Source organism: Phaeodactylibacter xiamenensis, from assembly GCF_000759025.1.
GTDB classification, from domain to species: domain Bacteria; phylum Bacteroidota; class Bacteroidia; order Chitinophagales; family Saprospiraceae; genus Phaeodactylibacter; species Phaeodactylibacter xiamenensis.
The window spans coordinates 1-18,629 of record NZ_JPOS01000026.1; the positions used below are offsets into that span (position 1 = coordinate 1).

Here is an 18,629-nt window from a genome sequence, read left to right on the forward strand (position 1 = left end):
AAGAAGCAAAAAAAGAAAATATTATGATGATTATGAATGTGTTTTTTGTTTAATTTGTAAATCATAAATACAGCTAAAGCTGTCTAGACAATTGGGGTAAGTCCAGTGTGCTGTACGCTTCTACCAATACCGGGAAATCAATCCTGGCCTTTCAGATTGGTGTGTATATCGCTTCGGGTATGCCTAATACTTATTGGGCTATGTCGGCCGGGAAGCAGACCGTGCTTTACTTTGACTTCGAGCTGTCCCCGCGGCAATTTACTAAGCGGTACAGCGAGGTGGAAAATGATCGGTATGTACATCTGTACAAGTTCCCGGAATTCCTCCGGCGTTATGAGCTTGGCGAAGTGGACCTGCCGGAAGAGGTGAGCCTGGTGGATTATTACATCGAAGGCATACGCAAAGAAGTGCAGCAAACAGGGGCGAAGGTGGTCATTATTGATAATATCACCTGGCTAAACCATCGCCTGGAGAAGGCTTCGGATGCCGGCGGTTTTATGCAAAAGCTCAACAAACTGAAGCGGGAAGAAGAGCTGAGCATCCTGCTTATCGCCCATACACCAAAAAGGGACGCTACCCAACCCATCACCATCAATGACCTGGCAGGCAGTGCACAACTCATGAACTTTATGGACAGTGCCTTCGCTATTGGCTGCAGCACGCAGGACCCCCAGCTGCGGTACATTAAGCAGATCAAGGTGCGGGAATGTGAGAAAGTGTACGGGGAAGATAACGTCATCGTTTGTATGCTGGAAAAGGTGGGCAACTTCTTACAGTTCACTTTTCAGAGCTATGGATCAGAGCGCGACCACCTGCGTACGTACAAAGAAAGCGATAAAGCACAACGGGATGCAGATATCCTGGAGCTGTATGAAGCGCTCAAAAGCTACCGCGAAGTTGGCAAACAGTTGGGTGTTAGCCACCAAACGGTCAAGCGGGTGGTAGACCGTGCAAAAACCGAATCCGAAACTAGTGGGCAGACTGATGACGATGAGGATCCGCCCTGGTAGTGTAACGTAACATTTGGAGTGTTACAGGGGGTGACGTTGATGTGACAGTGTGTAACAACCGTGTAACAGGTGTAACGCTGTTTGGCACTTGTTACGTGTTACAGGGTTACTCCTCCACCAGCAACGCACAAACCCCCACCCCCAGCGTCCGCGCAATCCGGTACAGCGTCTCCAGGTCTGGCTGCTGCACATTGCGGCACCAACGGGAAACCGTGACCTCAGTCTTGCCCAATTGGGCGGCTAGCCACTTGTTCGTACGGCCCTGTTCGCGCAGGACTTCCTTGATCCGGTTGAGTTTTTCCTCTGCCATGCTTAGTTAAAGTCGTTTAACGATTTTAATTATTATCTATTAACGACTATTTTTGTATTAGTAAAACGACTGTTATGTATTTGACTTCCGACATTTGGACTGGCGTTTACTCCTCGCATCAGCGGTGCCTGGAAGCTTTGCAGCGCCTTGGCATAACCCCCCGGCAACCGCAATCAGCGATCAGTGTGGCGGAATACCTGCGCTTGCTCGAATATAGGCTAAAAACGGCGAATGGCGAAAAGCAAGCCGAAGTTGAACGCCGTATAGCGCGTTTAACAGGAGGCACAACAGCGTTAAACCCAGCAACGGCAACGTCGGAGCCCGTACAGCCTACGCCGCCCCGTTTGATCCGGGCCATACAGTTCGTAGCGCACTGGGCCACCTCCGAAGCCATGGTGTTTTGTACACTCGTAGGGGCCATTGCCATACAAGTCCACCACGTTGCCCACCTCGTACACCGAGTAAGCGATGCCGATAACCTGTGGCTGGGCTATTTCTTCGGCAGCGTTTCCGAAATTACCGCCCTTATGCTCACCGTTCATCAGGCTAAACGCAGCATGTTGATTGTGTTCGCAGTCGTACAGTGCTGGATCAACATCCTTTACTATTGCGAACTCCCGGATTTAACGATCAAAATTACCCTCTCCGGACTGATTGCTTTCGTGATTTACGCGTACAGCGACTTGTTTGCGGTGATTCAACGTAAAAAGTCCTTAGTTAAATCTTAAGTTATGGTTGTTACTAAGGGACAAACACCTGTTAAACCCAAGCCGCCTACCCTGGCAAAAGCCGCCTTAGTAATTTTGGTCGCCTTACTAAGCCTGTACGCCGCGTACGAAATTACTAAGGACATTCCAGGCTTATCCCCCGAACGGCAAGCCAAACTCAACCGGGAACTGGAAGAGCTCGAAAACGCCGAACAATACGTACTAAGGGCTGCCCGGGATGGCTGGTACCCCTGCTACAGTTGTCCGGGAAAAAACCGTATCTTTCTGCACAAGGACGAGGTGTGGAAGTACGGCGTAACCCGCAAAGGTGAGGCTCGCCGCTATGGGCGCTGGCATATGGAGCAGGGGCTTTATTACTTAATTGAGTACGAAGGCCCGCTGTAAGAATGCCTCCGCCGCGAGAAAATCCAAATTTACAGCTACGCCCTGCTGTCGGAGAACTTAGGGCGGGAACAACCACTAATACGCCCGACCGGTGCTTGCATCCAGACATTCATCGTCTGGGAAACAAACGCGATACCTGATAGAAGATGTCACTACTAAGCAGTTTCATATTGGCCTCATTGCTCATGATGAGGATCGGACCATATCTATGGAGGTCTTATCGGCTTTGGAAGATAAGCTGAATGGGGAGGTGGATTTACTAAGCCTGGAAACGCCGCTGCGCAAATTGTATATCACGGTGGACCTTACCGTTACTAAGGAGGAATCAGCCTTTTTTACTAAGGAGGAAGGTACGGTGCTGGAAGTCGAGCTGCTGCTAAGCCGGGAGGGATGGACTGATGCAGAGGGGTTTGAGGAAGTGCTGCGACGGGCGCTGCGGGACGGGCTGGAGGGGTTGCCGGAAGAGGTGCTTAGTTATTTTTGAAGCCCAAGCCGTTTCCTCAGTGTATTATAAGAGATACCAAGTACCTCAGCCGTCTTCTTTTGATTGCCGCCCTGTGTTTCAAATACACGTTGCACATGCTCCTGAATAACATCCTCCAGTTTTAACGAAAAGGAAGGGTCAGGGCTCACAATCCAATTCGGTAAATCTGCCTTAGTAGGGGTACGGTCAGGGCATAGGGCATATAGCCGTTCCAGTATGTTTTCCAGCTCTCTGATATTGCCTGGGAAAGGATAGGCCAGGATGAGGTCACGAATCTCCTTAGTAAGTTCCAGGGGTGTTGGTCGTCTGAATTGTGCTTGTTTTTCCTTAGTAAGGAACTGAAGTAGTTGCGCTTTCTCCTGTAGGGGGTAATCCTGAAGCTCCGGAAGGTCGAGGTCTGTAACCACTAAGCGGTAGTATAGGTCCCAGCGGAATTCCCCTGCTTTGCAAAGGGCACGAAGGTCTTTGTTAGTAGCGGAGATAAACCGGACATCCACAGGTTTAGGGTGCCCACCAATTGGCGTAACCTCTTTTTCCTGTAATACCCGGAGTAACGATTGTTGAAGATGAGGAGAAATATCACCAATCTCATCCAGGAAAACGGTACCGCCGCTCGCGGACTCAATCAGCCCTTTCCGGTCCTCCTCTGCACCGGTGAAGCTTCCTTTCTTATAGCCAAACAATCGGGATTCCAGCAGCTCATCACTAAGGGCTGCACAGTTGATCGGGAGGAACGGGCCTTCCCGCCTTGGAGACTCCCGGTGAATATACCGGGCAAGCAGTTCTTTACCGGTTCCGCTCTCGCCGGTTATGAAGACGGTGGTATTTGCGGCAGCAGCTATCCGTTTCGCATGGGCATACACTTTGCTAAGGGTGTCCGTCATGCAAAAGCGCTCCGAAAGGGCACTCCCGGCACTTTTGGTTTGAAGTTTTTCCCTGATAACTGCACTAGCCGTAAGGGCGTCCCGCTTGATGCGGACTTCCAACAGCTCAGGCTGTTTTTGTTCCTTAGTAAACTTTTGGGGCCTAACCTGCAATAGGCGGGTGTTCAAATTCAGGGTGAGATGGGCAAGTACCCACGCGGTTTGCATAGCCGGAGTGCCGGGGGAAATGAAAAGGTCTATTTGGTCATCGGCATGCTCAAGCAACAAGGGTTCTATCCTTGATTGGATAGCCTCCAGGCTAATCACATCAAAGGGGGCGTACCATTGGGGAGAAACATGGTGCTTCGGAAAGTGCTTCCTGAGGACGTTGAGCAGGTGCATGGCGCGAGTGTCCTGCTTTTCTTTGGCACTGTAAAGCAAAATATGCCGGTCATAGCCCTCATAGAAGTGCCGGTGAAAGCTCATTGTTGTGCCCGCTTCGTTTACGCCTTCACTTTTTTTGAAGTCATTGCCAGTAGCTATCCAGGAGATTAAAATTCGAGCCATGTTATTCAGGAAATGAATAATAAAATCAGAAAATGAATACTTTGAAGCCTAAAATACAGTAAAAACAGGCAAATGGCAATTGGCACTGTTTTTTCTACTTTATCGATATAAATCAAAGGTACCAGATGACGCTAAAGGACATAATCAGCCGCCACGCCACTGCCGATGACCCCAATGGGCTTTTACTTCTGACGCTCCCGACCGGCTTTGGAAAAACGTACTACGCACTCCAATACATGAAGGAGCAGATTCAATTAGCGGACGGGCCCGGGCAAAACATCTGGTTTGTGACAACCCTCAAAAAGAACTTACCCGTTGACGACCTGAAGGTGCTCGTGGGGAAAGACCTCTTCGATCAGCATGTCCTGCAGGTAAAGAGCTATGTCGATCTGGTCACGGACTACATTCAAAAAAATGGTGAGCTACCAGAGCGCGCGAAGGAAATCCCCCATGCCAGCGAGATGACGAAATGGGCCATACAGTATAAAGCGTGCCCAAAGGATGCATCGCCGGATTTCAAGAGGTATCTGTACGAAAAGCTGAGCGAAGCAGAACGCCAATTCCGCAATGCACTGAAGGCTTATCTAAAGCCTAAGTTCAAGGGACAATCTGAGGCAAAGGGCCGCCTGAATGAACTTCGTTCGGACAAGAACCTGAGGTGGGTGGAAGAGCTCTATCCGATTGTTGCCGTTTTCGAAAAGCGCGTATTCTTTTCTACAGTCCGGAAGTTCTATACACAGTTGGATACCATTATCGGGCCGGCCGTACAGATCGCGACATCCGGGATTGTAGAGAACAGCGTCGTTTTTATCGATGAGTTTGATGCCAGCAAACAGCATATTCAGGACGCGATCGTAGAACACACAGAACGGTACACTCAGGATATATTGGGGCTGTTCGTCAGGATCGCAAGAGGGGTGGATGCCCGTAGTTTGCCAACATCCCGCTTACGGCCGATGATTACGGAACAGGAACTGAATTATTTACAGGACAGGTTTGAACACTTAAGGGCAGAAGCGGAGGCTATCCGTTCCGGATTCCATTTTGATTATCATTTCCTGCTCCGGTCGGCAACAGCGCAGGACCGTGCCTTCCTGTTCCACGACTATCGTTATCATACTTTTGTGGGGGACAACCGGGCTTACCTGAAAGTCGAACCCAGTAAGGCGGATGCCACCAATTATATTCATACGCAGCCGGAGCCCCCGGAGACCGAGCAGGAGAACCTCCTGTTTTTGCTCAACAAGCTTAAAGGGTTCATTTGGATGTTTGCCTATTTCATAGGGGATTTGTCCAGGGTATACCAAAGCGTTCATAGTAAGCGGCCCGAAACCGAGGAGCGCATGTCATCTGGTAATGCCATCCGTACCTGCCTGGAGGTTTTTGATATCAACGACGTGCCCACTCACCGTTTTTTTGAGGATTTCATTACGCAGAGGACTTTTTCCGCAGGGCTGAGCCGGGGAGATTTGATGGATGAATCGCCCCTGGGGCAAGGCTTTCGCTACTTCGATCTGCTCAACAGTCAGGCGCATGATGCCAACACCAAGCTCCGTTTTGCGGATACCCTCACTACACCTGAGCGCTGGATGCTGGGGCTTTGTCAGCGGGCTTTAGTGATCGGCATTTCAGCTACGGCGGGATTCGATGCCCCGCTGTCCAACTATTCGCTGGCGTTTCTGCGTGCTCACCTCCAAAACCGTTTCTATGCGCTGCGGCCTGATGAAGTCGCTGCGTTGGAATCGGCATTTCGGGAGCGTTATGCTCAAGCCGGCCGCCATAAGATCAGCGTAGAGGCGGTAAGCTGTCCTGTGGATCGGGCGCTTGCGCTTAAGGCGCTATTGCCCGGAGCAGGTAAAGAGGTTTATAAAACACTTGCCCATCAACTGCCGGGCGATGAGGAAGCCTACGCAACAAGCCGCTATATCAAGCTGGGGATGGCTTATGCCCGGTTTATTCAGGAAGAGGATTGCCATTCTTTTCTTTGCCTGCTCAACAAGCTGCCCCGTAAAGGGCAAAACGATGACTTCACTGAAGAAGTGCTCATAAGTGTACTGACAGAGATTCGGATATGCTACCTGAAGGAGACGGAGGAAGAGGCAAAGCAGGAAGTGTCCTCAACACTTTATATTGTCGACAGCAGTGGGTTTGAGCACAGCTTTGAGCGCATTTGCGAGCACTTGAAAAAGGGGCATGACGCTTTTGTCGTATCCACCTATCAAACTATGGGGGCGGGGCAAAATATTCAGTACGAGCCGCATCCCGGGCAGAAAGTCGTAGCCGTCAACGATTTGGAGTACGGGGATGGGAAAAAAGACTACGATGGTATCTATCTGGAACAACCGACCCACCTTTTATCCTATTTCAGAAGCGGGGAGGCCATCAGTGATACCGACCTGATTCATTACCTTTTTGAAGTCGCTTACCTGGAGGCCGGGGGGGCCATAAGTCAGGAGCAGAAAAGTGCAAGGGTTCGCTATATCTTCGGGCGTAAGCTGAATAAGTATGCGGTACTCAACAGCGGATCAGTCCGGGAAAGCGAATCGGTCGTTGCTCATTATTGCCGGGTGATCATTCAGGCGGTAGGGCGCTTGTCCCGTACCCGGCTAAAGCCGCCGGTTACGCATTTGCTTTACGATCAGAATCTCGCACGGTACCTCAACCAATTCAGCGCAGAGGGGCATTTGCTGGTACGGGAGTTTGAGGCACTGCAAAAACACGCGCAGGTGCACCAACGAGGTAATCCGGCTGACCCGGCTGAAAAGGTCCGCAATCAGAATGTCAGCACCTCTATTCAGACAGCGACTTTGCTAAGAAAGCTGGCTAGGAGGCGTATCTGGCAAGAAAGCGAGATCGCTTTTTGGGAAGGTTTGAGGATATACGTGCTGAAAAACCCCACCGCTTCAAAAGAACGGATCACGGGGAATGGTTTGATGCGGTTCTACATCGCTCATCCCGAGGGTGAACGGCTCAGGATGTACAACTATCAGACCCGCAGCGATTTCAAAAACGACCTTTCCATTTCCTTTAATCAGGAATCCGGAAAATCTGCCTCTGAAGATGCGGCCCGCCTTCCGGAGCTCATGAAGATCAGGACGATCCAAATGCTATTCGAGCAGAAAGGATACGCGATGGAGTTCCAACCCAATGAGCGTATGGTATCCCCACCTACCTTCCAAAATATCTATCTGGGCGCATTGGGAGAAGTCATTGGGGCGCACCTGTTGGAAAAACACGGCATCTCCTGCCGCCCGCTCCCTCCGGAGCACTATGAGCGCTTCGATGCGGCCACAGATAATGGAATATACCTGGACTTTAAATACTGGGGTGCAGGCACACGGGTGGATGCCCGGGTACAGAAAGAGAAAATAAGGAAAAAGCTGGAAGAGGTTGGTGGCAAAGCAGCAATCATTGTCAATATCGTCTCCCCCGCTCCGGATTATCAGCCGGTAACCGGAGAGGATGGCATCATTGAAGTCCCGGGATTATTAGACCTGAGCCGGGGAGTCGTGCTGGAAGAACACCTGCAATTTATCCACGATAAAATTATGAAGCTATGAATCACTTGTATTTCAACGCCTTCGACGTTACGCCCAACTATCGGGAAATCATGAAGAATTTCACCATTCTTCGCATGCGGCGCAGAGGGGAGCACAGACTCTCCTACAGGGTCATAGGAGATTTTCTGGACGCTCTGCCAGATCCATTTCAAGGTGTTTTGCAGTCTGCCTGTTTTATGTGGGAGAATGAAGCATTCCTGCTTTTCCGTACAAGCGATTTGCCGAAGAGCGGCTATCTGGGCCGGCTGACGGAAACCGGACAATCCTTCGATTGCCTTATAGCACCTGTACAACCTCAGCAGATCAAACGAAAACACAAGCTGTTTCAGCTTTTCCTCAATGCAGCCCCCAACTCCGACCGCCACCGATACCGCTACCATAACGTCACCGGGCGGCTGTTCATCACTTCTGCAGACCGCGACTTTGTCAACAAGGCTGATCAAAGCAGAATCGCGATGGAAGTTGAGGTTAAACCAGACTTTACCATACAGTTGCATACCCGGACATTCACTTCCCTCAACCGGCATGAGGATCTATCTCGGGATAAATACTGCAGGCCCAGTGAAAAAGAGCGGAAAAAACTATGGAGCGAGGAACAGTTTCTGTTTGACCCCGCCACCGACCGGTTCAAACGCTACAACAAAGTACTCGATGGGGACATCCCGCTAAAAGACCGCTATGTGAATCGCCGCCCGAAATGCGCAAGGCTGATAAAGGGCAAAAAGAAAAAGAACCGGATCAATTTCTTTTCCCTCAACCCAAAGAAGTACGGCACCACCAAGATTGCCCTTTTCAACGAACTCTACTTTGAGGCTTTTCTCCCTAAATTTCGCAACTACTTTGACGTGCAGCAGGTGTGCAGGCCTGAAACCGCTGTGGAGTCGGTACAATTTGAAAAATCGGCTGCCGACTGTACCGATGTGCTCCGGAATATGCCTGTAAGGTTGATCAATAACACCATTGATGCAAAAGCGGAGCAACAGTTCAAAGCTGCTTTGCGGGAACACTTCGGGCTGTCTGCCCGGTCGACCCGGCACGCTGATCCCGGGGCAATCAACTTTGTCATGAACAACGACATCGAGCACTACCAACGGCATAAAGAAGATAAAGATCGCTATGCACAATTTAAAGCCACGCCGGAATGTGCCACCCAGCAATTTACCCGGCAGGAGTTTAAAGGAGCGGGAAATAGCCAGGCATTCATCGCCAAGCTCGTCACAGAGCTGCACTTGAAATACGATATTGCCCGAAGCCAAATGACCGTGTTCGACTGGGGAAGGCTTCAGGCCTCAGGTACCTGGAGCTTTGTGCTGAAGGAAGAGGAAGATCAGCAGGAGCCTGTTTTCCACTTCCTATCCATCCATCCGGATGGGCAGATGAAATTCAGCAGCCTGACCAGAGACCTGTTTACGGAAGGTTTTCATTCCAAACTGACCGCCATTTTTGACAAGCACCCCAGAGGAGGACAGTCTATAGAAGGTGTCATTCTTGATGATGGGGGCAACCTCAATGTCATTCAGCAAACGGGCCGGCGGGCATTCCCCAACCTGGAGGGCATCCACAAAGAGATAATGGCCGGCATAGAGATTGAAGGCGTTGAGGTGCCGGCAGGTGACGTGAAATCGTTTACTGCGCAGTACCTGAACACCAACGGAAGTGAAACCGCCCTGCCGGACTTGCAGCAATACCTTGCCGGTATTCAAACGGGTCAAACCGTTGCACTGACGGAGTTGAAGCGTTGCATTCGCGGTAAATCGCCGGTAAAAAGTGACTACGCCAAAGCTTTCCATCGGGCGTTTGGCTACTGGCTGAAGCACCCTTTCAAAAGCAAAGAAGCGACAGACCGCTATTCAAAAGCACTGGTCGATTTGCATACTTACGAAGAAGACGGGGCACTGTATTACTGGGCCAATACCCGGATGAAAGAGACGAAGGGGCAGTTTCCAAACGGGAATGTGGTGCGTACGCTAAAGCCGGTGAACAATAGCCGTTTGCTCAGTGACTTCCTGCTGGAAACCCTGGCCGTGAACTTCGTCCGCATCAACGCTCCCACGGTTTTGCCCTTTCCGTTTAAATTGCTTCGGGAATACGCGCAGATGGCTGAAAAACCAGACAGCAGTACCCTCCCTGATTTGAGCCAAATCTCTTTTGATTAGCGGCAATTGACTATATTGGGCGGCACAAAAACAGAAGCAAATGGCTGCGTCCCGTCCGTACAGACTGTCCTTTTCCGGTGCTGCCCTGCAGGTGGAGGAAAGCATCAAAATCGCACAGTTGTACGCTGATCTAAAGGATTGGGAGGCTGTACAGGCAGAGGTGGTTGGAGAAAATGCCCTACAAAAGAATCAGCTGAAAACGACGGTGCGGTCTTTCTATGAGGTGCGCACCCGGTTGAAAGAGATGACGCCCTTGCAAATGGAACGGCTTGCTGAAGGCACCTTCACTGAGCAACAGCAGCTGCTTTGGGTGGCGGTGTGCAAAGTCTACCCATTTATCGGGGCATTTGCACTGGAGGTCCTGCTCAATAAAATTCAGGCCTTCGAGTATATCGTGCACGAGTCGGACTATACGGAGTTCCTGGAAGCGCAGACGCTCAAAGAGCCCAAGCTGCAACAGGTCAGTGATTCGACCTACCAGAAACTGCGCTCCCGGCTTTACCGTATGATGGAAGAAGCCGGCATCGTTAACAACCGGGAGGAGCGGGTCATTACACCACCGGTAGTGACCACCTACGTGGCCGAGGCGCTGATTGACGAAGACCCTAAATTGTTGCGTTATTTGCTGGTCTCCGACCGGGATATCAGGCAATTTATCAACCGAATAAAGTGATGCAAAAGGAAAATATTTCGGAAAAATTTGAACACTACTCCCAGCAAATCCAGCAGGATGCCTTCCTGAAGATGGAGGCGATTGGCAATGAAATCCCCTTCTACATCGCCCCTTATCCGGCTACGCAGGAAAATGAAGTTGTCGAAGCCATTAATGCCCTGCAAAAGCGGCTGAAAACTCTGGGCGTCGATACATTGGAAATTAACCTATTTGATTTATCTTTAGAAATCATTCAGCAGGAAGACGACCTGGAAGACGTTTTTGAGGAGGAAACACAAAGCACGAAAGCCGAGTTTCTCGAAATGATGCAGTCCATTCTCGATGTGGAAACGGAGATGATCCCGGCCATAGACCGGCGGATAAAAGCGAGGGCGCATCAGGTGCTTTTTATCACCGGAGTAGGGCAGGTTTTTCCTTTCATCCGGTCGCACAATGTGCTGAATAACCTGCAGCGCATAGCAAAAACAGCTCCCTCTATCATGTTTTTCCCAGGGGCCTACGTCACTTCCAGAAGTGGTTCTTACTTGCGTTTGTTTGATACCCTGAAAGACGATAACTACTACCGGGCGTTCAATCTCGATAATATCAATCTGTAATCGCTCTAACCAACTCAGCAGGAAATATGACCCATTTAAAAGACATTTTCAAGCAGGACATTACCCGCCCCATTGAGGGGGTTATCAAAGCCGACGACGACGAGCACTTGCTCCGGGAAGTCCGGGAATACGTCTTCACGGATGAAGTCCGCAAAAAACTGACCCAAAACTTCATTGACTACTACAATGACTACGCGGGTATTAATGGCGTATGGATTAGCGGTTTCTTTGGTTCCGGTAAGTCTCACCTGCTTAAAATGCTCTCCCTGCTGCTGGAAAACCGTACCCTCGACGGGCATCAGGCAGCAGATTTGCTATGCGAAAAAGTGGATGACGCCCTACTGAAAGCCGAACTGCAGCGAGCGGCAGGCATCCCTTCCAAAAGTATCCTGTTTAACATCGACCAAAAAGCCGACATCATCAGCAAGGACCAGGAGGATGCCGTCCTGTCGGTATTCGTGAAGGTCTTCAATGAAATGCAGGGCTATTACCCGAAGCTGGGTTATGTGGCGGAGCTGGAGCGCGACCTCGACAGCGAGGGGCTTTACGAGGACTTTAAAGCGGCTTTCCAAAGTGCGGACCGCAAAGGAAGAAGCTGGGAACAAAGGCGCAACCGCCTGAAAATGGCCGGCGACGAGTTCGCCCAGGCGCTGGCAAAAGTGAAAGGTATCGCAAAAGAGGAAGCCGCTCGCTACATCGACCGCTACCGGGACGATTACAAGGTCTCCATTGAGTCCTTTGCCATGATGGTCAAAGACTATATCGATCAGCAGGAGCCTGGCTTTCGCCTGAACTTTTTTGTGGACGAGGTGGGGCAGTACATCGCCGACAATACCAAGCTGATGACCAATCTGCAGACCATTGCCGAGTCATTAGCCACCCATTGCAAGGGGCAGGCCTGGATATTCGTAACTTCCCAGGAGGATATTGATGCCGTGGTAGGCGCGGTTTCTGATCAGCAAAGCAATGACTTCTCCAAAATTCAGGCCCGCTTCGCCTGCCGGGTCAACCTGACGAGCGGGAATGTGGACGAGGTCATTCAGCGCCGCCTCCTTGATAAAAACGAAGAAGGGCTAAGCCGGCTGCAGCCGGTATACGAGGCCGAACAGAACAATTTCAAAACACTCTTCCACTTTAGCGAAGGCGGAACGGCCTACCGGGGCTACGAAAGTGATACCCATTTTCTGCGCACCTACCCCTTCCTGCCTTATCAGTTCTCCCTGTTTCAGGAGTGCATAAGAGGGCTTTCCGTACAGAATGCCTTCCAGGGGAAGCATCAGTCGGTAGGGGAGCGCTCCATGCTGGGCGTTTTCCAGGATGTGGTCAAAAGTATGATTGCCAATGGCATGCCGGTGCCTCAAATTGCCAGTTTCGACCGTATGTACGATGGCATTCAGGGCTCCCTGCTTGGCGAAATACAATCGGCCGTACAAAAAGCCGAAAAGAATCTGGTGGATGACCCTTTTCAGGTGCGGGTGCTCAAAGCGCTGTTCCTGGTCAAGTTCGTCAAGAGTTTCCGACCAACGCTTAAGCATATTGCGATCCTGCTTATCGAGGATTTTCAGGTCGACCTGCATCAGCACGAAAAGCGCGTACAGGAAGCCCTCAACCGGCTGGAATACGAAACGTACATACAGCGTAACGGAGAGGAATATGAGTACCTGACCAATATTGAGAAGGATATAGAAAACGAGATCAAGCACACGCCCATCGATACCACCGAAGTCAACGAAATGCTGGCACAGGTGCTCTACAAAGATGTGTTCCGGGATACCAAAATCCGCTATCAGGACAATCAGCAGGATTACTCGTTTGCCCGTAAGCTCGATGGCACCCTGATTGGTCGCGATGCAGAACTCAGCCTGAATATCATCAGCCCGCAGCACGAACACTTTGGTGCCACGGATATTCTGAAGTCCCATACTATGGCGACCCGGGAACTGCTGGCCTTACTCCCGGCCGACGACCGCCTGTTGAAAGACATCCGTATGTACAAACAGGTCGACAAGTACTTCCGTCAGAATACCTCCAATCAGCTCAAAGAGGAAGTCCATCAGATTTTGCAGCGCAAGAAAGCCAGCAATGATCAGCTGTATAAAAGCCTGATCGCCCGCGCAGAACGGATGCTGGGCAAGGCTACACTAATCCTCAACGGGGAGGAATTGCCTGCCCCGCCATCTTCCAATGCCCGTAACCGGGTGACGGAAGGTTTACAGGAACTCATCAGCTATGCTTTTCCGAACCTGCGCATGCTGAAGCAGGGTTACACGGAACAGGATCTAAAAAATATTCTGCAAAGTCAGGCGGATGACCTGTTCCGGCATACCGATGAAAGCCTGAGCGAGGCAGAACGGGAGCTGCTGGATCACACCTTGTTAAGCAACCGGCAGGGAGAGCGGCTCACCATCTCTGCCCTGCTCGACAAATTCAGCAAAGCGCCCTACGGCTGGCCGGAAATGGGTACTCTCTGCCTGACCGCCCGCCTGATGGTCCGCAATAAGCTGGAACTGAAAGAGAATGGTGAATTGCTGGATCAGCAAACGGCTTTCCAGAATATGACCAACATCCGCCTGCGCCCACAGACCATCATAGAGCCATTGCCGGAAGTGGATGCCCGCAGCCTTAAAGCCCTCAAAGACCTGCACCGGGAGCTTTTCAATGAGCCCAATGAAGGGAATGACCCCAAGGATGCCGCGCTGGCTTTTCAAAAGCGGCTGCGGCAGGAAGCCACGGCGCTGACGCAGCTGCTGCGGGAGCAGGACCGCTACCCTTTTTTGCAGGTACTGCAGCCTTATGCCAGGCAGCTCGATCAGCTGGCGGCGACCAACTACAATAAGTATTTTGACCAGGTTGAGGCAATTGAGGACGAGCTGATAGACTTTAAGGAAGACACGCTGGACCCCATCAAGTCTTTTATGGCCGGGCAGCAGCGCAAGATATTCGATGACATCACCCTTTTTCTGGAAAGAGGGCAGGCCAACAATCAGTACATCGATCAGGAGGAACTGCAGGCACTAAGAATGGTAGCCGGGGAAAGCCGCCCCTACGCCGGGCAAAAAATGCAACTGGCCAAGGAGCAACTGGATACATGCAAGCGCCTGCTGCGGGATACCCTTGAATCCGAAAAGAACAAAGCCCGGGCTGTTATTCAGGAACTCCGCGAAAAGCTCTGTCAGGTCGATCATTTTGAAAGCCTTTCGGAAAGTCAGCAGTCGGAACTGTTGCGCCCCTTTGACCTGGCTATGGGAGAGATTGACCGCAGCACACACATCGCCAACCTGCGGGATTTCGTGCGGCAGTTTGAAGAACATCAGTATGCGCAATGCCTTTCCCGGTTGTATCAGATGTCTGCTCCGGCGCCTGAACCACAGGTGAACCCGCAAACTGCTGCTGCTAAAACAGGGGAAGCTGCGCCAAGCGCCACCCGCCCGGTACAGCCGCCGAGGAAGTTCATTCGGGCAGCCCACATCAAGGTACACTTCCCACAGCCCTACCTGCGCAAGCCGGAGGATGTGGAGGCCTACCTGGAACAACTGCGGGCGGCCTATTTGGAGCAGCTGGAGAAGGACCGGGATATTATGTTGTAAATTATGCTCCTGCAAGTCAAACAATTCCTAACCCTAATCGAACCCTAACCACCCATGCAAACCACTACCCTCAAATCCTTCGCACAAGACGCCCGCCGCAAGCTGATCGAGCAAATCAGCAACCGCCTGGAGCAGGTGCTGCGTACCGATAGCCTCGAACAGCGGGAACGCAAGCAGCAAATCGACCAACTGAAGCGGGGGCTGGAGGAAAAAGGGAAAGCCGCCCTCGTGGAGGAAGTCGCCTACACCTGGTTTAACCGCCTCGTGGCCCTGCGCTTTATGGATGCCAACGACTACACCCGCCCGCGGGTGCTCAGCCCGGCCGATGGGGAGACCCTGCCGGAAATCCTGCAGCAGGCCAAGCGGGGGCTGATCGAGGAGGACCTGCCGGTGGACCGCAAGCGGGTGCTGCAGCTGCTCAACGGGGAGCTGCCCTCGGCCGACCCGCAGAATGAAGCCTACCAACTGCTGCTCATTGCCGCCTGCAACCAATGGCATCGCGCTATGCCCTTTATGTTTCCGCGCCTGCAGGACTATACCGAGCTGCTCGTGCCCAATGACCTGCTCAGCGCCCGGAGCATCGTGCAGGATGTGCGGGAGGGTATGTCGGGCACCGATGCCCAAAATGTGGAGATCATCGGATGGCTGTACCAGTTTTATATCTCGGAGAAAAAGGATGCGGTGTTTGCCGCCAAGGGGCGGGTGGCCCCGGCTGACCTGCCGGCCGCCACGCAGCTGTTTACGCCCCGCTGGATTGTGGAGTATATGGTGCAGAATACCCTCGGCAAGCTGTGGCTGCAAAACCGCCCCAACTCCGGGCTGCGCGCCCACATGCCTTACTATATCGACTCCCCGGCGGCACAGGCGGCCGACTTCCTGCGCATCGAGAGCGTGACTGATATCCGTTTTCTGGACCAAGCCTGCGGGAGCGGGCACATCCTGCTGTATGCCTTTGAGCTGCTCACCCTCATGTACGAGGAGGAAGGCTACGGCAAAAGCGAAATCCCGCAGCTCATCCTGCAGCACAACCTGCGTGGCTTTGAGATCGATGAGCGGGCGGCACAGCTTGCAGGCTTCGCCCTGATGATGAAAGCCCGGGGCTACCACCGCCGTATTTTCCGAAAAGAAGCCCGCCCGCACATCCTGCAGTTTCTGGATTTGCCGCTGAGTGCGGAGGAAACGGCCGAAGCCCTGCAAGCCTGCGGGCTGCAGCCTTCGGATGCCCTGCGCACGGATTTGGAACACCTGCAGCAGGCTACCAACCTCGGCTCCCTGATACAGCCGCAGGCGGATGCTGCGGAAATTGGGCAGGCGCTAAAAGCAGTAGCGCAGGCCCGGGCGACCAATGATGTCTTCCTGCGTACCCGCTTGCAGCACCTGCACACCGCCCTGCAGCAACTGCAGGAGCTGGGGCAGCAGGTGCACTGCGTGGTGGACAATCCGCCCTATATGGGAGGTGGGAATATGAACAAGGCACTGGCGAAATTCGTCAAGCAAAACTACCCGGCGAGCAAAAGCGACCTCATGGCTTGCTTTATGGAAGGCGGCTTGGCTATGCTGCACCCTGGTGGATACCTGGGGATGATCAATCAGCATAGCTGGATGTTCCTGAGCAGCTACGAAAAGCTGAGGGAGCAGCTCATTCAGGGGACTTATTTTGATACGATGCTGCACCTGGGGCCTCGCGCTTTCCCGGAAATTGGTGGCGAAGTGGTGCAAAGTACAGCGTTTACCTTCTGCAATATCCCGCCCATGGAAGAGGAAGGAATCTACCTGCGCCTGACCGATTTCAAGTCGGCTTCTCAAAAGGAAGAAGAGGCTGCTGCTGCTATTGAGACTGGAGATGCCTCCGAATTATGGTGCCACGCCCGGCAGAAAGACTTCCAAAAAATCCCGGGCAGCCCGATTGGGTATTGGGTGAGTGAGAAGATTAGTAAGGCTTTTGAGGAAAAGAAGGAATTAGGTCATTATGCTTGGTTAAAACAAGGCTTTAAAACAGGAGATAATAATCAATTCCTGAGGTATTACTATGAGTGTCCTGAAGAAAAGATCAATAAAAAGTGGTTTTTGTGCAACAAAGGAGGTGAGTTTCGAAAGTGGTTTGGAAATGTTGTGCATTGTGTCAACTGGGAAAATAATGGATTTCTTATTAAAAATTTGTTTGATGAAAATGGGAAGTTAAGATCGCGCCCTCAAAATGAGAAGTATTATTTCAAAGAGGGGATTAGCTGGACGAAGATTTCATCAGGTTTGCCTTCATTTCGGTATTCTAAAGCATCCTATTTGTTTGAATCAAATGGTTCATTATTAGTATCTAAGCAAGATGTAAAATTGGTATATTTAATAGGGCTACTAAATAGTAATGTTACAGTTGAGCTACTAAGAGTAGTTTCTCCTACTTTAGACTATGGAGAGGGAGCTCTTAGTAATTTGCCGGTTGAAGAAGCGAATAGTAATGAAGTCCAAGCCATTGCGCAGGCATGTATTTCGTTAAGTAAATCCGACTGGGACTCCCAAGAAACCTCCTGGGACTTTCAGCGCCATCCCCTGCTCGGCGGAGGTGTCAAGTCCCTGTCCGAAGCCTACGCCACCTATCAGGCGCACTGGCGGGAGCAATTTGCGCAGCTGCACGCGCAGGAAGAGGCGCTCAACCGCATCTTCATCGACCTCTACGGGCTACAGGCAGAACTCAGCCCGGAAGTCCCCCTCGAAGACATCACCATCCTGCAGCAGGAGCTCGACCGCAAGGCACTTAAAGCTGCCACGGTAAAGCTGTCCAAACGGCAGGACTGCCCGGTTGGCAGCGCCGCCCGGCAGCAGTTTGTGCAGGACGCCCTCGTATTCGATGATACCGAAGTCCTCGCCCAGTTCATCAGCTACGCCGTAGGCTGCATGATGGGGCGCTACAGTCTGGATAAAGACGGGCTCATCCTCGCCAATGCGGGGGAAGGCCTGCCCGAGTACTGGAGTAAGACCGGCACGAGCCCCGACACCGCCACCTTCCTGCCCGACGAAGACGGCATCATCCCCCTCCTGGCTGAAGACTACTTTCCGGACGATGTGGCCGGGCGCTTCCGCCGTTTTCTGGAAGCCGCCTTCGGCCCCGAGCAGTTCGAAGCCAACCTGCAGTTTGTGGAAAAAGCCCTCGGGCGGGACATCCGCAGCTACTTTGTGCGGGAGTTCTACAAAGACCACCTCAAGCGCTATAAGAAGCGCCCCATCTACTGGCTCTTTAGCTCCCCCGGTAAGCACTTTCAGACCCTCGTGTACGTGCACCGCTACCGCCCGGACACCGTCAGCCGCCTGCTCAACGACTACGTGCGCGACTTCATCCGCAAGCTCGAAGCCCAGCGCATCACCCTCGTGGAGATCACCCTCAAGGCCGACGGCAGCCCCCGCGAGCAGACGCAGGCCCAAAAAGACATCGATCAGATCGACACCATACTGGAAGACGTGCGGCAGTACGAGCGCGACATCCTCTACCCCCTCGCCGCCCGCAAGCTCCCCCTCGACCTGGACGACGGCGTGCTGGTCAACTACAACAAGATGGGCCGGGCCGTCCTCACCGTCACCAGCCTCAACGATGCCAAAGCCCGCAAAAAAGTGGAAAGCTTTGACTGGGTGGATTTTGACTGGGGGGTGGTGGTGTGAGGGGGAGCCCTCGGTTGGCTTGACATTAACGGGTAAAACCAGCATCTTTACTGCATCAAA

The 18,629-nt window shown here is 52.1% G+C and carries 12 protein-coding genes; 10 read left to right on the plus strand and 2 right to left on the minus strand.

Annotated elements, in window-relative coordinates; translation table 11 throughout:
- The first annotated feature begins 107 nt into the window (after positions 1-107).
- A complete protein-coding gene (locus tag IX84_RS10830; RefSeq protein WP_052515946.1) occupies positions 108-1,010 on the plus strand; it encodes an AAA family ATPase in 903 nt (300 codons plus the stop codon).
- Between the two features lie 106 nt (positions 1,011-1,116).
- Here the strand turns inward: IX84_RS10830 and IX84_RS10835 are convergent, their stop codons facing one another.
- A complete protein-coding gene (locus tag IX84_RS10835; protein ID WP_044149461.1) occupies positions 1,117-1,320 on the minus strand; it encodes a helix-turn-helix transcriptional regulator in 204 nt (67 codons plus the stop codon).
- A gap of 74 nt (positions 1,321-1,394) precedes the next feature.
- Here IX84_RS10835 and IX84_RS10840 point away from each other — a divergent pair, with 74 nt between their 5' ends.
- The 3 genes from IX84_RS10840 (at position 1,395) to IX84_RS10850 (ending at position 2,916) form a co-directional block, all read left to right on the plus strand.
- On the plus strand, positions 1,395-2,048 hold the full coding sequence (locus tag IX84_RS10840; protein WP_044220086.1) for a hypothetical protein: 654 nt from the start codon (positions 1,395-1,397) through the stop codon (positions 2,046-2,048).
- Positions 2,049-2,051: 3 nt separating this feature from the next.
- A complete protein-coding gene (locus tag IX84_RS10845; RefSeq protein WP_044220088.1) occupies positions 2,052-2,432 on the plus strand; it encodes a hypothetical protein in 381 nt (126 codons plus the stop codon).
- 91 nt (positions 2,433-2,523) lie between these two features.
- A complete protein-coding gene (locus IX84_RS10850; protein WP_152604994.1) occupies positions 2,524-2,916 on the plus strand; it encodes a hypothetical protein in 393 nt (130 codons plus the stop codon).
- Here the strand turns inward: IX84_RS10850 and IX84_RS10855 are convergent.
- Positions 2,907-4,346, minus strand: a complete 1,440-nt coding sequence (locus tag IX84_RS10855) for a sigma 54-interacting transcriptional regulator (RefSeq protein ID WP_081968706.1) — start codon at positions 4,344-4,346, stop codon at positions 2,907-2,909. The genes IX84_RS10850 and IX84_RS10855 overlap by 10 nt on opposite strands.
- Positions 4,347-4,471: 125 nt before the next feature.
- Here IX84_RS10855 and IX84_RS10860 point away from each other — a divergent pair, with 125 nt between their 5' ends.
- Genes IX84_RS10860 through pglX form a run of 6 tightly spaced genes read left to right on the plus strand, consistent with a single transcriptional unit; the run spans position 4,472 to position 18,569 of the window.
- Positions 4,472-7,906: a hypothetical protein gene (locus IX84_RS10860; RefSeq protein ID WP_044220093.1), complete on the plus strand. Its 3,435-nt coding sequence runs from the start codon at positions 4,472-4,474 to the stop codon at positions 7,904-7,906.
- Positions 7,903-10,062, plus strand: a complete 2,160-nt coding sequence (locus IX84_RS10865) for a hypothetical protein (protein ID WP_044220096.1) — start codon at positions 7,903-7,905, stop codon at positions 10,060-10,062. The genes IX84_RS10860 and IX84_RS10865 overlap by 4 nt, the downstream gene beginning before the upstream one ends.
- A gap of 40 nt (positions 10,063-10,102) precedes the next feature.
- Positions 10,103-10,735 (plus strand): DUF1819 family protein, encoded by a 633-nt coding sequence (locus IX84_RS10870; RefSeq protein ID WP_044220098.1) that lies wholly within the window; start codon positions 10,103-10,105, stop codon positions 10,733-10,735.
- Complete coding sequence (locus tag IX84_RS10875) at positions 10,735-11,331, plus strand: DUF1788 domain-containing protein (protein WP_044220101.1); 597 nt, start codon at positions 10,735-10,737, stop codon at positions 11,329-11,331. Before IX84_RS10870 ends, IX84_RS10875 begins: the two co-directional genes overlap by 1 nt.
- Positions 11,332-11,357: 26 nt before the next feature.
- The gene (brxC, locus tag IX84_RS10880) at positions 11,358-14,918 is read left to right on the plus strand and encodes a BREX system P-loop protein BrxC (protein WP_044220103.1); all 3,561 of its coding nucleotides are present in this window, start codon (positions 11,358-11,360) and stop codon (positions 14,916-14,918) included.
- Positions 14,919-14,972: 54 nt separating this feature from the next.
- Positions 14,973-18,569 carry a BREX-1 system adenine-specific DNA-methyltransferase PglX gene (gene pglX, locus IX84_RS10885; protein ID WP_044220105.1) on the plus strand — a complete coding sequence of 1,199 codons (3,597 nt, stop codon included), beginning with the start codon at positions 14,973-14,975 and terminating at the stop codon, positions 18,567-18,569.
- Positions 18,570-18,629 lie beyond the last annotated feature (60 nt).